Origin of the sequence: Pseudomonas alvandae, from assembly GCF_019141525.1 — a bacterium.
In the GTDB taxonomy this organism is placed as follows: Bacteria; Pseudomonadota; Gammaproteobacteria; order Pseudomonadales; family Pseudomonadaceae; genus Aquipseudomonas; species Aquipseudomonas alvandae.
Window position 1 is genome coordinate 1,810,191 of the sequence record NZ_CP077080.1, and the last position, 13,729, is coordinate 1,823,919.

The window sequence follows — 13,729 nt, forward strand, 5'->3', positions numbered from 1 at the left end:
CCCCCTTACTTTGCGTGATATGGCCTGGCGGGGTTTGCCGGTATGATAGGCGCCCCCGCAGCCCGGATTGCGAATACGCCATGACTTTGCAGTACCCAACCATCGCCGATTGCGTCGGCAACACTCCGCTGGTTCGTTTGCAGCGCCTGCCCGGCGCGACCAGCAATACGCTTCTGCTCAAGCTCGAAGGGAACAACCCGGCGGGTTCGGTCAAGGACCGCCCGGCGCTGTCGATGATCACCCGTGGCGAGTTGCGTGGGCAGATCCAGCCCGGCGATACGCTGATCGAGGCGACGTCCGGCAACACCGGCATTGCCCTGGCGATGGCTGCGGCGATCAAGGGCTACAAGATGATCCTGATCATGCCCGACAACTCCAGCGCCGAGCGTAAAGCCGCGATGACGGCTTATGGCGCCGAGCTGATCCTGGTGACTCAGGAAGAGGGCATGGAAGGTGCTCGCGACCTGGCCGAGCGCATGCAGGCCGAAGGCCGTGGCAAGGTGCTGGATCAGTTCGCCAACGGTGACAACCCCGAGGCCCACTACACCACGACGGGCCCGGAGATCTGGCGCCAGACCGACGGCACGATCACCCATTTCGTCAGCTCGATGGGCACCACTGGCACCATCATGGGCACCTCGCGCTATTTGAAAGAACAGAACCCGAACGTACAGATCGTCGGATTGCAGCCGATGGAAGGCTCGGCGATCCCCGGCATTCGCCGCTGGCCCCAGGAATACCTGCCGAAGATCTACCAGGCCGAGCGCGTGGACCGGATCATCGACATGGCCCAGAGCGAAGCCGAGGACGTGACCCGTCGCCTGGCTCGCGAAGAAGGCATCTTCTGCGGCGTGTCTTCCGGCGGTGCCGTGGCGGGCATGCTGCGCTTGTCCAAGGAAGTTGAGAATGCAGTGATCGTCGCGATCATCTGCGACCGTGGCGACCGTTACCTGTCGACCGGCATTTTCGACGCGCCCAACTGATGGCCAAGCAAGAACGAGGCTTGCGCTTCCAGCCCAGCGGCGGAAGCCGGGCCCCGCAAGTGCCCACCGGCAAAAAGCAGCGCCTGACCATCGAGCGCCTGGCCAACGATGGCCGTGGCATTGCCTTTGTCGACGGGCGCACCTGGTTTGTCATCGGTGCGCTGGCCGGCGAAGAGGTCGAGGCGCGGGTGCTCGGGGCCCACGGCAAAGTGGTCGAGGCCCGCACCGAACGGGTGTTTTCGCCCAGCGAGCTGCGTCGTGCCGCGCTGTGTGTCCATGCTGGTCGCTGCGGCGGCTGCAGCGTCCAACACTTGCCCCACAACGAACAACTCGCCCTGAAACAGCGCATGCTCGCCGAGCAACTGTCACGGGTGGCGGGCGTCGAGCCGGAGGAGTGGGCTGAGCCTTTGAGCGGGCCGGAATTCGGTTACCGGCGTCGCGCCCGGGTGGCGGTTCGTTGGGACCAGAAAGCAAAAAAACTCGAAGTGGGTTTCCGTGCCGTCGGCAGCCAGGACATCGTCGCCATCGACGAATGCCCAGTGCTGGTACAGCCCTTGCAGCCGATCATGAGCCGCTTGCCGGAAATGCTTCGCCGCTTGGGCAAGCCCCAGGCATTGGGCCACGTTGAATTGTTCGCCGGTTCGTCCGTGGCGCTGTTGTTGCGGCACATGGCGCCGCTGTCGGACGCCGACCTGACGCTCCTCAAGGATTTCTGCGCGCTCCACGAAGCCCAGTTATGGCTGCATGGCGAAGGCGAGCCGCAACCGGTCGATCCCGAATTGTCCTTGGGCTATCGCCTGGAAACCTGGGGCCTGGACCTGGCTTACCGGCCAGGGGATTTCATCCAGGTGAATGCCGCCGTCAACGAGGCTATGGTCGCCCAGGCCTTGCAATGGCTGGCGCCTCGATCCGAAGAGCGCGTGCTGGATCTGTTCTGTGGCCTGGGCAATTTTGCCTTGCCACTCGCCAAAAGCGTGCGCGAGGTGGTGGCGGTGGAAGGCGTGCAGACCATGGTCGACCGTGCCGCGGCCAACGCCCTCAGCAACAATTTGCATAACACTGCTTTTTTTCAGGCCGATTTATCCCAGCCTTTGGTGGGTGCCGAATGGATCGGCGAAGGCTTTTCTGCGGTACTCTTGGACCCACCCCGTGACGGTGCTTTCGAGGTGGTACGCAAGCTGTCGTCCCTGGGTGCCAGACGGTTGGTTTATGTATCGTGCAACCCGGCAACTTTGGCCCGGGATACGGTCGAACTGATCAAGCAGGGCTACCGGTTAAAACGTGCCGGGATTCTCGATATGTTTCCTCAAACGGCGCATGTCGAGGCCATGGCGTTATTTGAAGCGAGCCAGGATGGCTTGTCCGACTGACCCGTTCGTGCCAGTCCGCCACGGCCCTGGGCGGAAACACGGGCAACGAAGGTCAGCGATGTTGACGCATTGAATCTGCGTCGTAGGGAAGGTAAGTAAAGATGGTACAGGTGAGAGCACACCAGCCGATCAACACCGACGGCAGTATCAATCTCGAGGCTTGGCTCGATCACGCGGTCAGTATCGACACGGCACTGGATCGCGAAGCCTTGAAGGCCGCCTGCGAGTTCGCTCGCGAGGCGGAACAGCAGCACAACGCGGCGAAGAACCTGTGGTCCGAAGGCACGTCGAGTTTCCAGACAGGCCTCGAGATCGCGGAAATTCTCGCCGACCTCAAGCTGGACCAGGATTCACTGGTCGCCGCGGTGCTGTACCGTGGCGTGCGCGAAGGGCAGATCCAGTTGCCAGTGGTCAGCCAGCGCTTCGGCACCGTGGTCGCCAAGCTGATCGACGGCGTGCTGCGCATGGCGGCGATCAGCGCCAGCCTCAGCCCGCGCCAGTCCATGGTGCTGGGCACCCAGGGCCAGGTGGAAAACCTGCGCAAGATGTTGGTGGCGATGGTTGACGACGTGCGCGTCGCATTGATCAAGCTGGCCGAGCGCACCTGCGCGATCCGTGCCGTGAAATCCGCCGACGACGAGAAGCGCAATCGCGTTGCCCGGGAAGTTTTCGACATTTATGCACCGCTGGCCCATCGCCTCGGTATTGGTCATATCAAGTGGGAGCTGGAGGATTTGTCCTTCCGCTACCTGGAGCCCGACCAATACAAGCAGATCGCCAAGCTGCTGCATGAGCGACGCCTGGATCGCGAGCGCTTCATCACCGATGTGATGACCCAGTTGCGCGAAGAACTGCAGGCCACCGGCGTCGAAGCCGATATCAGTGGCCGCGCCAAGCACATCTATTCGATCTGGCGAAAAATGCAGCGCAAAGGGCTGGAATTCAGCCAGATCTACGACGTTCGCGCCGTTCGCGTGCTGGTTCCGGAAATGCGCGACTGCTACACCGCGCTGGGGATCGTCCACACCTTGTGGCGGCACATCCCGAAGGAATTCGACGACTACATCGCCAACCCCAAGGAAAACGGCTATCGCTCGCTGCACACTGCCGTGATCGGCCCGGAAGGCAAGGTGCTGGAAGTGCAAATCCGCACCCACGCCATGCACGAAGAAGCGGAGCTGGGTGTTTGCGCCCACTGGAAATACAAGGGCACCGACGTCAAGTCCGGCTCCAACCATTACGAAGAGAAAATCTCCTGGTTGCGCCAGGTGCTGGAATGGCACGAGGAGCTCGGCGATATCGGCGGCCTGGCGGAACAGCTGCGGGTCGATATCGAACCTGACCGGGTCTACATCTTCACGCCCGACGGCCATGCGATCGACTTGCCGAAGGGTGCGACGCCGCTGGACTTCGCCTATCGGGTCCACACCGAGATCGGCCACAACTGCCGTGGCGCCAAGATCAACGGGCGGATCGTGCCGCTCAATTACAGCCTGCAGACCGGTGAGCAGGTCGAGATCATCACCAGCAAGCACGGCACGCCGAGCCGCGACTGGTTGAACCCGAACCTGGGCTACATCACCACCTCGCGGGCACGGGCGAAAATCGTCCATTGGTTCAAATTGCAGGCCCGCGACCAGAACGTCGCCGCCGGCAAGACCTTGCTCGAGCGCGAGCTGAGTCGCCTCGGCCTGCCGCAGGTGGACTTCGACAAGCTGGCCGAAAAAGCCAACATGAAGACTGCCGAGGACATGTTCGCCGCCCTCGGTGCCGGCGATTTGCGCCTGGCGCAACTGGTCAACCTGGCCCAGCAGTTGGTGGAGCCGGAGCGTGGCAACGAACAACTGGAGCTGATCCCGCGCAAGGCCACCGGCTACAAGCCCGGCAAGCGCGGCGATATCCAGATCCAGGGCGTGGGCAACCTGATGACGCAGATGGCCGGCTGCTGCCAGCCGTTGCCGGGGGATGCGATCGTCGGCTACATCACCCAAGGCCGCGGCGTGAGCATTCACCGCCAGGACTGCGCCTCGGTGCTGCAATTGGCGGGGCGCGAACCGGAACGGATCATCCAGGTCAGTTGGGGCCCGGTGCCGGTGCTCACCTATCCGGTGGACATTGTCATTCGCGCCTACGACCGCTCCGGCCTGCTGCGTGATGTGTCTCAGGTGTTGCTCAACGAGCGGATCAACGTGCTGGCAGTCAACACTCGTTCGAACAAGGAAGACAATACCGCGCTGATGTCCCTGACCATCGAGATTCCGGGGCTGGATGCATTGGGACGGTTGCTGGGGCGGATTTCCCAGTTGCCGAACATCATCGAGACGCGGCGGAATCGGACACCGGGGTGATTGCTGGTTGTCTTGGTTTATGTGGGAGCGAGCTTGCTCGCGATAGCGGTATATCAGACGCATCAAGGTTATCTGACACACCGCAATCGCGAGCAAGCTCGCTCCCACAGGTTTTTTTGTGACGGGATGGATTGATGTACAGCCTCGAAGACCTGCTCCACCTGATGAACCGCCTGCGGGATCCGCAATATGGTTGCCCGTGGGACATCAGGCAAACCTACGCCACCATCGTCCCCCATACCCTGGAAGAAGCCTACGAAGTGGCCGATGCGATCGAGCGCGGCGATTTCGATCACTTGCAGGGTGAACTGGGCGACTTGCTGTTTCAGGTGGTGTATTACAGCCAGCTGGCTCGGGAGGAGAACCGTTTCGAATTCGCCGGCGTGGTCGACAGCATCACGCGCAAGCTGATTCGTCGCCATCCCCACGTGTTTCCTACCGGTGACTTGTATGCACCGGTGGATATCCCGCGATTGAGCGAAGAGCAGGTCAAGCAACGCTGGGAAGAAATCAAGGCCGAAGAACGTGCCGAGAAGGCTTCGGCGCCCGAGCAGCTGTCGTTGCTCGACGACGTCCCGGCGGCGCTGCCGGCCTTGTCCCGTTCGGCAAAACTGCAGAAGCGTGCTGGCCAGGTGGGTTTCGACTGGCCGGGGCCGTTGCCGGTACTCGATAAGGTCAGGGAAGAGCTGGACGAAGTGCTCGAAGCCATGGCAGACAACGATCCCGCGGCTATCAGCGATGAGGTGGGCGATCTGTTGTTCAGCGTGGTCAACCTGGCGCGACACCTCAAGGTGGACCCCGAGACAGCCCTGCGTGGCGCCAACGCGAAGTTCGAGCGCCGTTTCCGATTTATCGAACAGGCATTGCGCGACACCCACCGTCCCATGGAAGATTGCACCCTCGAAGAGTTGGACGCCTTATGGGGCGAAGCCAAACGTCAGGAAAAGAATTTGCCCAGCTGTGGCTGAGGCCGTTGCCTAAGTGAGTAAGCACCATGAGCCTTTCCCTTCGCGACCAGTTGCTCAAAGCAGGGCTGGTCAACCAAAAGCAGGCCAAGCAGGTCGGCAAAGAGAAACAGAAACAGCAACGCCTGGCCCACAAAGGCCAGATCGAACTGGATGATTCCCAGCAGCGTGCTGCCCAGGAAGCCATGGCCGAGAAGGTCAAGCGCGACCAGGAACTCAATCGCCAGCAGCAGGAAAAGGCCGAGCAGAAAGCCCGGGCTGCGCAGATCAAGCAATTGATCGAAGTCTCGCGCCTGCCGAAGCTGACCACTGAGGACTACTACAATTTTGTCGACGACAAGAAGGTCAAGCGCATCTCGGTCAATACGCTGATGCGCAACAAGCTCAGCAGCGGCTCCCTGGCGATCGTTCACCATGCCGGCGGCTACGAAGTGATCCCGCGCGAAGCGGCGCTGAAGATCCAGGAACGCGACCCCAAGCGCATCGTCCAGCTCAACACCCAGACCGAAGAAGTCGATGCCGATGATCCGTACGCGGCCTATCAGATTCCTGATGATTTGATGTGGTAAGCGGGACAATGCTATTGAGTTGAACACAAACCCTGTGGGAGCGAGCTTGCTCCGGGCGGCGATCCGACGATAGCGGTATATCAGTGACGGAGACATTGACTGATACAACGCTATCGTCGGATCGCCGCCCGGAGCAAGCTCGCTCCCACAGGTGTTTTGTGTGGTTCAGGATTCAGCTGTCTCACGCAAACGCTGCCGCTCCTCGCGCTCCAGCTCGGCCTTGTAGCTGTGGGCGTCCGTCTCGGAGTGGAACATCCCTACCAGCATGTCCTGTTGATGCACGTCCCAGATCCGGATACCGGCGGCAATCCCTTCGTGGGACATGTGGGCGTCGTCTCGTTCAGTTACTTTCACAGTCATCTTGCAAGCTCCAATCTCTGTTATCTGCAGCAAGGCGTGTGCAGGGTTTTGTTATAGATTTTGGTAGCGTGCTAAGTAAATGCCCTGGTCTGTTAAGAAGTTTTCATGAAAAGCGCAACAATCCTGCAGGCCAGGCAGGGCGCGGCATTCGGTCGCAGGTAGTGTTCATGAAAAAGATTTCATGTTGCCAGGCGTGAGCGCAAATAAAACCTGTGGGAGCGAGCTTGCTCGCGATAGCAGTGTGTCAGTTGATAGTGGAGTTGGCTGATCCGGCGCTATCGTCGGATCGCCGCCCGGAGCAAGCTCGCTCCCACAGGTTTACTCCCAAAGGCCCATTGGGTGGGTTTGAAATCCGGGCAACAAAAAGCCCCGCATTTGCGGGGCTTGGTGTTATCGGCGTGGATCAGCTGCCTTTCACAGCCTTGCCGTTGACCGTGCCGTCCTGGAGCATGATGTTGTACTCCTTGCCGTCGGTCTCGACCTGTTGCAGGCGTACCAGCAGGTAGTCCCAGTCCTTGGCGAACCAGAGCACGGTGATGCGCTTGCTCTGTGTCGGGTCGCGCACGCGCTCGACCTTGATCGCGTCGATCTGGCCAGCCTTGGTGTCGACTTTTTCCGAGCCCAGCACGCGGAAATCATAGGTATCGATTTCGCCATCATCGACGACCTGATAGCTCATGCTTTTCTTGCCGGCCGCCACGTCATGCTGCAGGGCAAGCTGATAGGTCGATTTGTCGACCATGCCCCGGTTCAGCGGGATCTTGACCGCGTCACCGCGATCGGTGCCGGTGACCATCTTGGTGTTCCAGTCGAAGTCCAGGTCAGCCTTCTTGGCCTTGCCCAGGCCACCGCGCTCGAAGTGGTAGGACTGCGGAAGCAAGGTGTCCTTGTCCAGCGTCAGGGTGCTTTCTTCGGTCAGGCTGGCGATCATCATCGAAGCCTTGAAGCTCAGCTTCCAGGTACCGTTTGCCTCCTTGGTCAGGCTGCGCTCGGCGGTGCCGCTCATGGGCAACTGTTTCCAGTCGGCGGTGTAGCTGGCGGAGAACGGTTGAAGGTCTGCGGCCTGTGCCAGGGGCAAGGCAAGCAGAGCGCAAGCGAAGAGCAGGGCGCGACGCATAAAATCTCCTAGTATCGAATCAAATGGCCGCTGGCGGCGAGCAACTGGCCGTCCAGTGAAGCACCGCGATCGTCGAGGGTCAGCCGTCCTTCGGCAAACCAACGCACGGCCATCGGGTAGATCTGGTGCTCGCGGGCATGGACCCGTTGCGCCAGGCTTTGCGGCGTGTCGTGCAACTCTACCGGTATTACTGCCTGTACGACCAGTGGTCCGCCATCGAGTTCCTCGGTGACAAAGTGCACCGAGCAGCCATGCTCCGTGTCTCCGGCCTCCAGCGCTCGCTGATGAGTGTGTAACCCTTTGTATTTGGGCAGCAGCGAGGGATGGATATTGAACAGGCGTCCCTGGTAGTGCCGCACGAAGCCAGCGCTGAGAATACGCATGAAGCCGGCGAGTACGACCAGTTGCGGATTGAAGGTGTCGATCTGTTCGGTCAGCGCGGCGTCGAAGGCTTCGCGGCCCTCGAACGCCTTGTGATCCAGGACGCGGGTGTCGATTCCCGCATCCTTGGCGCGTTGCAGGCCGTAGGCGTCGGCGCGGTTGGAGATCACCGCGCGGATGCGGACCGGGCTGTCGCCGGTCCGCGTACTGTCGATCAGGGCCTGCAGGTTACTGCCGGTGCCGGACAGCAGCACCACGACGTTACAGGTTGCAGGCATCTGCTCGTGCATCAATGTGCCTTAAGATTTTTCAGCTCGACTTGTGCAGCGCCTTCCGCCGCAGTGGTGATCTGGCCGATGACCCAAGGCTGTTCGCCGGCTTCACGCAATACGTTCAGGGCGGTTTCGACGTGCTCCTGGGCCACGCAGATGACCATGCCCACGCCGCAGTTCAGCACGCGGTGCATTTCGGTTTCATCGACGTTGCCTTTTTCTTGCAGCCAGTCGAATACCGCCGGGCGGGTCCAGCTCGCCACGTCGACCACGGCCTGGGCACCTTTTGGCAGCACGCGCGGGATGTTGTCCAGCAGGCCACCGCCAGTGATGTGGGCCATCGCCTTGACGGCGCCGGTGTCCTTGATCAGCTTGAGCAACGGCTTGACGTAGATGCGGGTCGGGGCCATCAGCAGGTCGGCCAGCGGCTTGCCGTCGAGCTGGGTGTTCTCGATGTCGGCGCCGGACACTTCGATGATCTTGCGGATCAGCGAGTAGCCGTTGGAGTGCGGGCCGGAAGATGGCAGGGCGAGCAGGGCATCGCCAGCCGCGACTTTCGAGCCGTCGATGATTTCGGCTTTTTCCACGACACCGACGCAGAAGCCGGCCAGGTCGTAGTCTTCGCCTTCGTACATGCCAGGCATTTCAGCGGTTTCGCCGCCGACGAGGGAGCAACCGGACAGCTCGCAGCCGGCGCCGATGCCGGTCACGACCTGGGCAGCGGTGTCGACGTTCAGCTTGCCGGTGGCGTAGTAGTCAAGGAAGAACAGCGGTTCGGCGCCGCAGACCACCAGGTCGTTCACGCACATGGCCACCAGGTCGATGCCGATGCTGTCGTGCTTGTTCAGGTTCAGGGCCAGGCGCAGCTTGGTGCCGACGCCGTCCGTGCCCGAGACCAGGACCGGTTGCTTGTAGCCGGCCGGGATCTCGCAGAGGGCGCCGAAACCGCCCAGGCCGCCCATGACTTCCGGGCGCGCGGTGCGCTTGGCGACGCTCTTGATGCGTTCGACCAATGCTTCACCGGCGTCGATGTCTACACCGGCGTCCTTGTAGCTCAGGGAGGGTTGCTTGCTCATGATCCAGGCCTTTAAAGGGGGATTTCTGGGTAACGACCGATCGCCGGGGCCGTTGAATAACCGTTGTACGAATTATTCCGGGTGCCCAGCCATTGCCGGTCTGCGAAGGCGCGCGATTTTATCAGGCTTGTGGAGCAGCGGCCATCCTCGCGCCGACGGGCAGGGACATATCCGCCAAAAAAAACCGATATTTCTTGTATTGGTACTGTGCGACGCGTCTGTATAAGGTGTAGCGGTAAGCGACTATGGTTATGACCGTGGAAACTTGCATCGGGCAGGTGAATGTTTTGCCTGGTGCCGTGTCACAGCCATGCTCAATCTTCTCCACACGGCCGGTGCCAGCCGTTATGTCCGGGAATCTTCCATGCGTTTGTTCAAATTCTTGTCTGTTGGCTGCTTGTCGCTGGTCAGCCTCGCGAGCCATGCCGAAACCCTCAATAACCTTTACCAGGTGCGTGAGCCGGTCAGCAGCCAGGCGCCGGACGAGCGTAACCAGGCGACATTGCGAGCCCTGGACACCTTGGTGCTGCGCCTGACCGGTGACACCAAGGCTGCGCAGAACCCAGGCCTGGCGGCGATCCGCAAGGACCCGCAGCAAATCATTCTTCAATACGGCTACGATGCCGGTCCGCCTGAGAGCCTGCAGGTGGACTTCGATCCCGCCAGCACCGATCGCGCGTTGCGCTCGGCGGGTCTATCACTTTGGGGAGCGAATCGTCCTTCGATCCTGGCCTGGTGGCTGAATGATTCCGCGGAAGGTTCCAGCCTGGTGGGGGATGGGCAAGGCAGCGCTACGCCGCTGCGCCGTGCCGCTCAGCACCGGGGTTTGCCGTTGCACTTGCCGCTGGCTGACCTGAGCGAGCAGATTGTCGCGACGGCACCCAGCCTGGAAGGCAATGATCCGGCCCCGTTGCGTAATGCTTCGGAGCGTTATGGCTCCGACGCCTTGCTGGCTGTCCACGCGAAAGAAGAGGGGGGCCAATGGCAAGCGACTTGGCGCCTGTGGTTGGGCGACCAGCGCGAACAAGGCAGCGCGCAAGGGGCTGATCCGGCGGCATTGGCCGATGCCGTAATGTTGGCGGTGAGCCAGCGCCTGGCACCACGTTTCGTGGCCAAGCCGGGCGTGGCGACCGAGCAGTTGCTGGAAGTGCAGGGCATGAATCTTGAGCGTTACGCGGCGCTGGGGCGGTTGCTCGAACCGTTCGCTGGGCAGTTGCAGCGGGTCGAGGGTGACATGAGTTTCTACAAGGTCAACGGCAGTGCCGAGCAGTTGAAGGCGCAGTTGGCCCTGGCGAAGCTGCAGGAAATCCCCGCCGGTGAGGCTGTTGCGCCACCGCCTGCAGCCCAGCCCGCCGTCGATGGGACCGTTGCGCCCGCCCAGCCAGCGCTGGCGCCGGCGGCCAATCTGCGGTTCCGCTGGTAGTTTCTTCTTTATATAGGATCAGGAGTGGTTCATGGGCGATACGCGGCGTTGGTTCTGGTTGGGTGGGGTCGCCCTGCTGATTGCATTTATCTACTTGCTGCATCCGATCCTCACGCCGTTCCTGGTTGCGCTGCTGTTGGCCTATCTGTTCGATCCGGTGGTGGATCGCCTGGAGAAGCTCGGGCTGTCCAGGACCTGGGGCGTAGTGGCGGTGTTCGCTCTGTTTACCTTGATCGTCAGCGCCCTGTTGCTGGTGCTGATTCCCATGCTCGCCAAGCAACTGTTTCGCCTGTATGAACTGGCGCCACAGATGCTCGACTGGCTCCAGCACAGCGCGGTGCCTTGGGTGCAATCGAAGCTGGGGTTGGCGGACGGCTTCTGGAAATTCGACAGGGTCAAGGCTGCCATCAGCGAGCACATGGGCCAGACCACCGATATCGTCGGGGTTGTGTTGAGCCAGGCCACGGCTTCGAGCCTGGCGTTGATTGGTTGGCTGGCGAACCTGGTGCTGATTCCGGTGGTGGCCTTCTATCTGCTGCGTGACTGGGACCTGATGATGGCCAAGATCCGCAGCCTGCTGCCGCGTCATCGCGAAGAACGCATCATGACCCTGACCGGCGAATGCCATGAGGTGCTGGGCGCCTTTGTGCGCGGGCAGTTGCTCGTCATGGTGGCGCTGGGCTTCATCTATGCGGCCGGGTTGATGCTGGTGGGGCTGGAGCTTGGGTTGTTGATCGGGATGATCGCCGGGTTGGCGGCCATCGTGCCTTACATGGGGTTTGTCATCGGCATCGGCGCGGCGCTGGTCGCCGGGCTGTTCCAATTCGGCGGCGACTTGTACCCCATGGTCGGCATCGTGGCGGTGTTCATGGTTGGACAGGCCCTGGAAGGCATGGTACTGACGCCCCTGCTCGTAGGCGATCGCATTGGCTTGCATCCGGTGGCGGTGATCTTCGCGATCCTGGCCGGTGGCGAGTTGTTCGGTTTCACCGGGATTTTGCTGGCGCTGCCGGTGGCAGCGGTGATCATGGTGCTGGTGCGTCACGTGCACGATCTGTACAAGGATTCGGACATCTATAGCGGCGTCGAAGACCCCGACCTGTAAGGCCAAGGGCGCGCGCGGTGTCAGGGAAACTGACGCTGCGCGCCCTTGTCGCTGCAAACCTTTGATTTTCCTCGTGGTCCGGCGCATTGTGCGGTCCGCGTCACGGGTATAAACTTTGCGAACTTTACACAGAGGCCACTAATGGTTCCTTTGGAACTGTTCAGTCAGCATGAAACCGATTCAGCTGCCCCTTGGTGTGCGTCTGCGTGATGACGCCACCTTCATCAACTACTATCCAGGCGCCAATGCCGCTGCACTCGGCTATGTCGAGCGGCTTTGCGAAGCCGACGCTGGCTGGACCGAGAGCCTGATCTACCTGTGGGGCAAGGATGGAGTAGGGCGCACGCATCTTCTGCAGGCTGCGTGCCTGCGATTCGAACAACTGGGCGAGCCGGCGGTTTACCTGCCGCTGGCCGAGCTGCTTGATCGCGGTGTTGAAATTCTCGACAACCTTGAACAATACGAACTGGTCTGCCTGGACGATCTCCAGGCCGTGGCCGGCAAGGCTGATTGGGAAGAAGCGCTGTTCCACCTGTTCAACCGGTTGCGCGACAGTGGGCGGCGCTTGTTGATCGCGGCATCCACGTCGCCGCGAGAGCTGCCGGTTAAACTGGCTGACTTGAAATCCCGCCTGACCCTGGCGCTGATTTTCCAGATGCGCCCGCTCTCCGATGAAGACAAGCTGCGGGCGCTGCAACTGCGCGCTTCCCGCCGTGGCCTGCACCTGACCGATGAGGTCGGGCATTTCATCCTCACCCGTGGCACCCGCAGCATGAGCGCGTTGTTCGAGCTGCTCGAACGCCTCGACCAGGCCTCCCTCCAGGCGCAGCGCAAGCTGACTATTCCTTTTTTGAAAGAAACCTTGGGCTGGTAGAACCGGCGCAAATAGTGGCTTATAGCCTGCTCTGGGCGCGGCGAAACCCGCGGTCCTGCTGGGTTGCAGGCTGCGTGACGTTCTAAATGGGGCTTAAGCGCTTAGATGTAAACGTAAAACCGAGAAGTCACATTTGCATCGATTGAATTTGCAAATGAGGACGATAGAAGGCATAGTCTCGCCATCTTTACTACTTCAGCCACGGTCGTGCCCATGCTAAATCGCTTCGCACCCCTCGTGCCTCTCGCACTCGTTAGCCTGTTGTTCGGTTGCGCTGCCCACTCCCCAGTGTCCCAGCAAGCGCCGCAAGTACAGGTCAAGAATTCCGTAACCGCCCAGTCTTCCTCCGTTGCGTTCCAGGAAGAAATGGCCACCGACAAAGAGCTGGCAGAGTTCGCCGGCAGCAAGCCTTATCAGCTTCCAGTGCTGGCAGACAGCATCCTGGAGCGTGGCATGTCCTTGATCGGTACTCGTTATCGTTTTGGCGGTACGTCTGAGGCCGGCTTCGATTGCAGCGGTTTCATCGGTTATCTGTTCCGCGAAGAGGCCGGCATGAACCTGCCGCGTTCCACTCGCGAAATGATCAACGTGAACGCCCCACTGGTTGCACGCAATCAGCTGGAACCGGGTGACTTGCTGTTCTTCAGCACCAACGGTCGTCGCGGTCGTGTCAGCCACGCCGGTATCTACCTGGGTGACAACCAGTTCATCCACTCCAGCAGCCGCCGCAGCGGTGGGGTGCGAATCGACAGCCTGGGCGACAGCTACTGGAGCAAGACCTTCCTCGAAGCCAAGCGCGCCCTCGCCATGGCACCGACCGTGGTCACCGCTCGCAAGTAAGCGCACAGTTTGTAGGGCAAACTTAAAGTCTTACTTGAAGTTTGCC

At 61.0% G+C, this 13,729-nt stretch carries 13 protein-coding genes; 9 read left to right on the forward strand and 4 right to left on the reverse strand.

What is annotated here, in order from left to right:
* The first annotated feature begins 80 nt into the window (after nt 1-80).
* The 5 genes from cysM to KSS97_RS07995 all read left to right on the forward strand — a co-directional run bounded on the left by cysM (nt 81) and on the right by KSS97_RS07995 (nt 6,235).
* Nucleotides 81-983 carry a cysteine synthase CysM gene (gene cysM, locus KSS97_RS07975; protein WP_030142408.1) on the forward strand — a complete coding sequence of 301 codons (903 nt, stop codon included), beginning with the start codon at nt 81-83 and terminating at the stop codon, nt 981-983.
* Nucleotides 983-2,353 (forward strand): 23S rRNA (uracil(1939)-C(5))-methyltransferase RlmD, encoded by a 1,371-nt coding sequence (gene rlmD, locus KSS97_RS07980; RefSeq protein ID WP_217861424.1) that lies wholly within the window; start codon nt 983-985, stop codon nt 2,351-2,353. The genes cysM and rlmD overlap by 1 nt, the downstream gene beginning before the upstream one ends.
* A 101-nt stretch (nt 2,354-2,454) precedes the next feature.
* Nucleotides 2,455-4,701, forward strand: coding sequence for a GTP diphosphokinase (relA, locus tag KSS97_RS07985; RefSeq protein ID WP_030142406.1), 2,247 nt, complete (start codon nt 2,455-2,457; stop codon nt 4,699-4,701).
* 134 nt (nt 4,702-4,835) lie between these two features.
* A complete protein-coding gene (gene mazG / locus KSS97_RS07990; protein ID WP_217861425.1) occupies nt 4,836-5,669 on the forward strand; it encodes a nucleoside triphosphate pyrophosphohydrolase in 834 nt (277 codons plus the stop codon).
* 26 nt (nt 5,670-5,695) lie between these two features.
* On the forward strand, nt 5,696-6,235 hold the full coding sequence (locus KSS97_RS07995; RefSeq protein ID WP_030142404.1) for a DUF2058 domain-containing protein: 540 nt from the start codon (nt 5,696-5,698) through the stop codon (nt 6,233-6,235).
* Between the two features lie 165 nt (nt 6,236-6,400).
* Here KSS97_RS07995 and KSS97_RS08000 read toward each other — a convergent pair whose 3' ends face one another.
* From KSS97_RS08000 to purM, 4 genes are all read right to left on the reverse strand, one after another.
* Nucleotides 6,401-6,595 (reverse strand): hypothetical protein, encoded by a 195-nt coding sequence (locus tag KSS97_RS08000; RefSeq protein ID WP_030142403.1) that lies wholly within the window; start codon nt 6,593-6,595, stop codon nt 6,401-6,403.
* A 403-nt stretch (nt 6,596-6,998) separates the two neighbouring features.
* Entirely contained in the window at nt 6,999-7,712 is a 714-nt protein-coding gene (locus KSS97_RS08005) for a DUF3108 domain-containing protein (RefSeq protein ID WP_030142402.1), read from the reverse strand.
* 8 nt (nt 7,713-7,720) lie between these two features.
* Nucleotides 7,721-8,371 (reverse strand): phosphoribosylglycinamide formyltransferase, encoded by a 651-nt coding sequence (gene purN / locus KSS97_RS08010; RefSeq protein WP_217861972.1) that lies wholly within the window; start codon nt 8,369-8,371, stop codon nt 7,721-7,723.
* 11 nt (nt 8,372-8,382) lie between these two features.
* Entirely contained in the window at nt 8,383-9,441 is a 1,059-nt protein-coding gene (gene purM / locus KSS97_RS08015) for a phosphoribosylformylglycinamidine cyclo-ligase (RefSeq protein ID WP_217861426.1), read from the reverse strand.
* 364 nt (nt 9,442-9,805) lie between these two features.
* Between purM and KSS97_RS08020 the strand changes: the two genes are divergently transcribed.
* The 4 genes from KSS97_RS08020 (at nt 9,806) to KSS97_RS08035 (ending at nt 13,683) form a co-directional block, all read left to right on the forward strand.
* A complete protein-coding gene (locus KSS97_RS08020; protein WP_217861427.1) occupies nt 9,806-10,864 on the forward strand; it encodes a DUF2066 domain-containing protein in 1,059 nt (352 codons plus the stop codon).
* Nucleotides 10,865-10,895: 31 nt separating this feature from the next.
* Nucleotides 10,896-11,969 carry an AI-2E family transporter gene (locus KSS97_RS08025; protein ID WP_030142397.1) on the forward strand — a complete coding sequence of 358 codons (1,074 nt, stop codon included), beginning with the start codon at nt 10,896-10,898 and terminating at the stop codon, nt 11,967-11,969.
* Nucleotides 11,970-12,138: 169 nt separating this feature from the next.
* Nucleotides 12,139-12,843, forward strand: a complete 705-nt coding sequence (gene hda, locus KSS97_RS08030; RefSeq protein ID WP_003178999.1) for a DnaA regulatory inactivator Hda — start codon at nt 12,139-12,141, stop codon at nt 12,841-12,843.
* Nucleotides 12,844-13,056: 213 nt separating this feature from the next.
* On the forward strand, nt 13,057-13,683 hold the full coding sequence (locus KSS97_RS08035) for a C40 family peptidase (RefSeq protein ID WP_030142396.1): 627 nt from the start codon (nt 13,057-13,059) through the stop codon (nt 13,681-13,683).
* Nucleotides 13,684-13,729 lie beyond the last annotated feature (46 nt).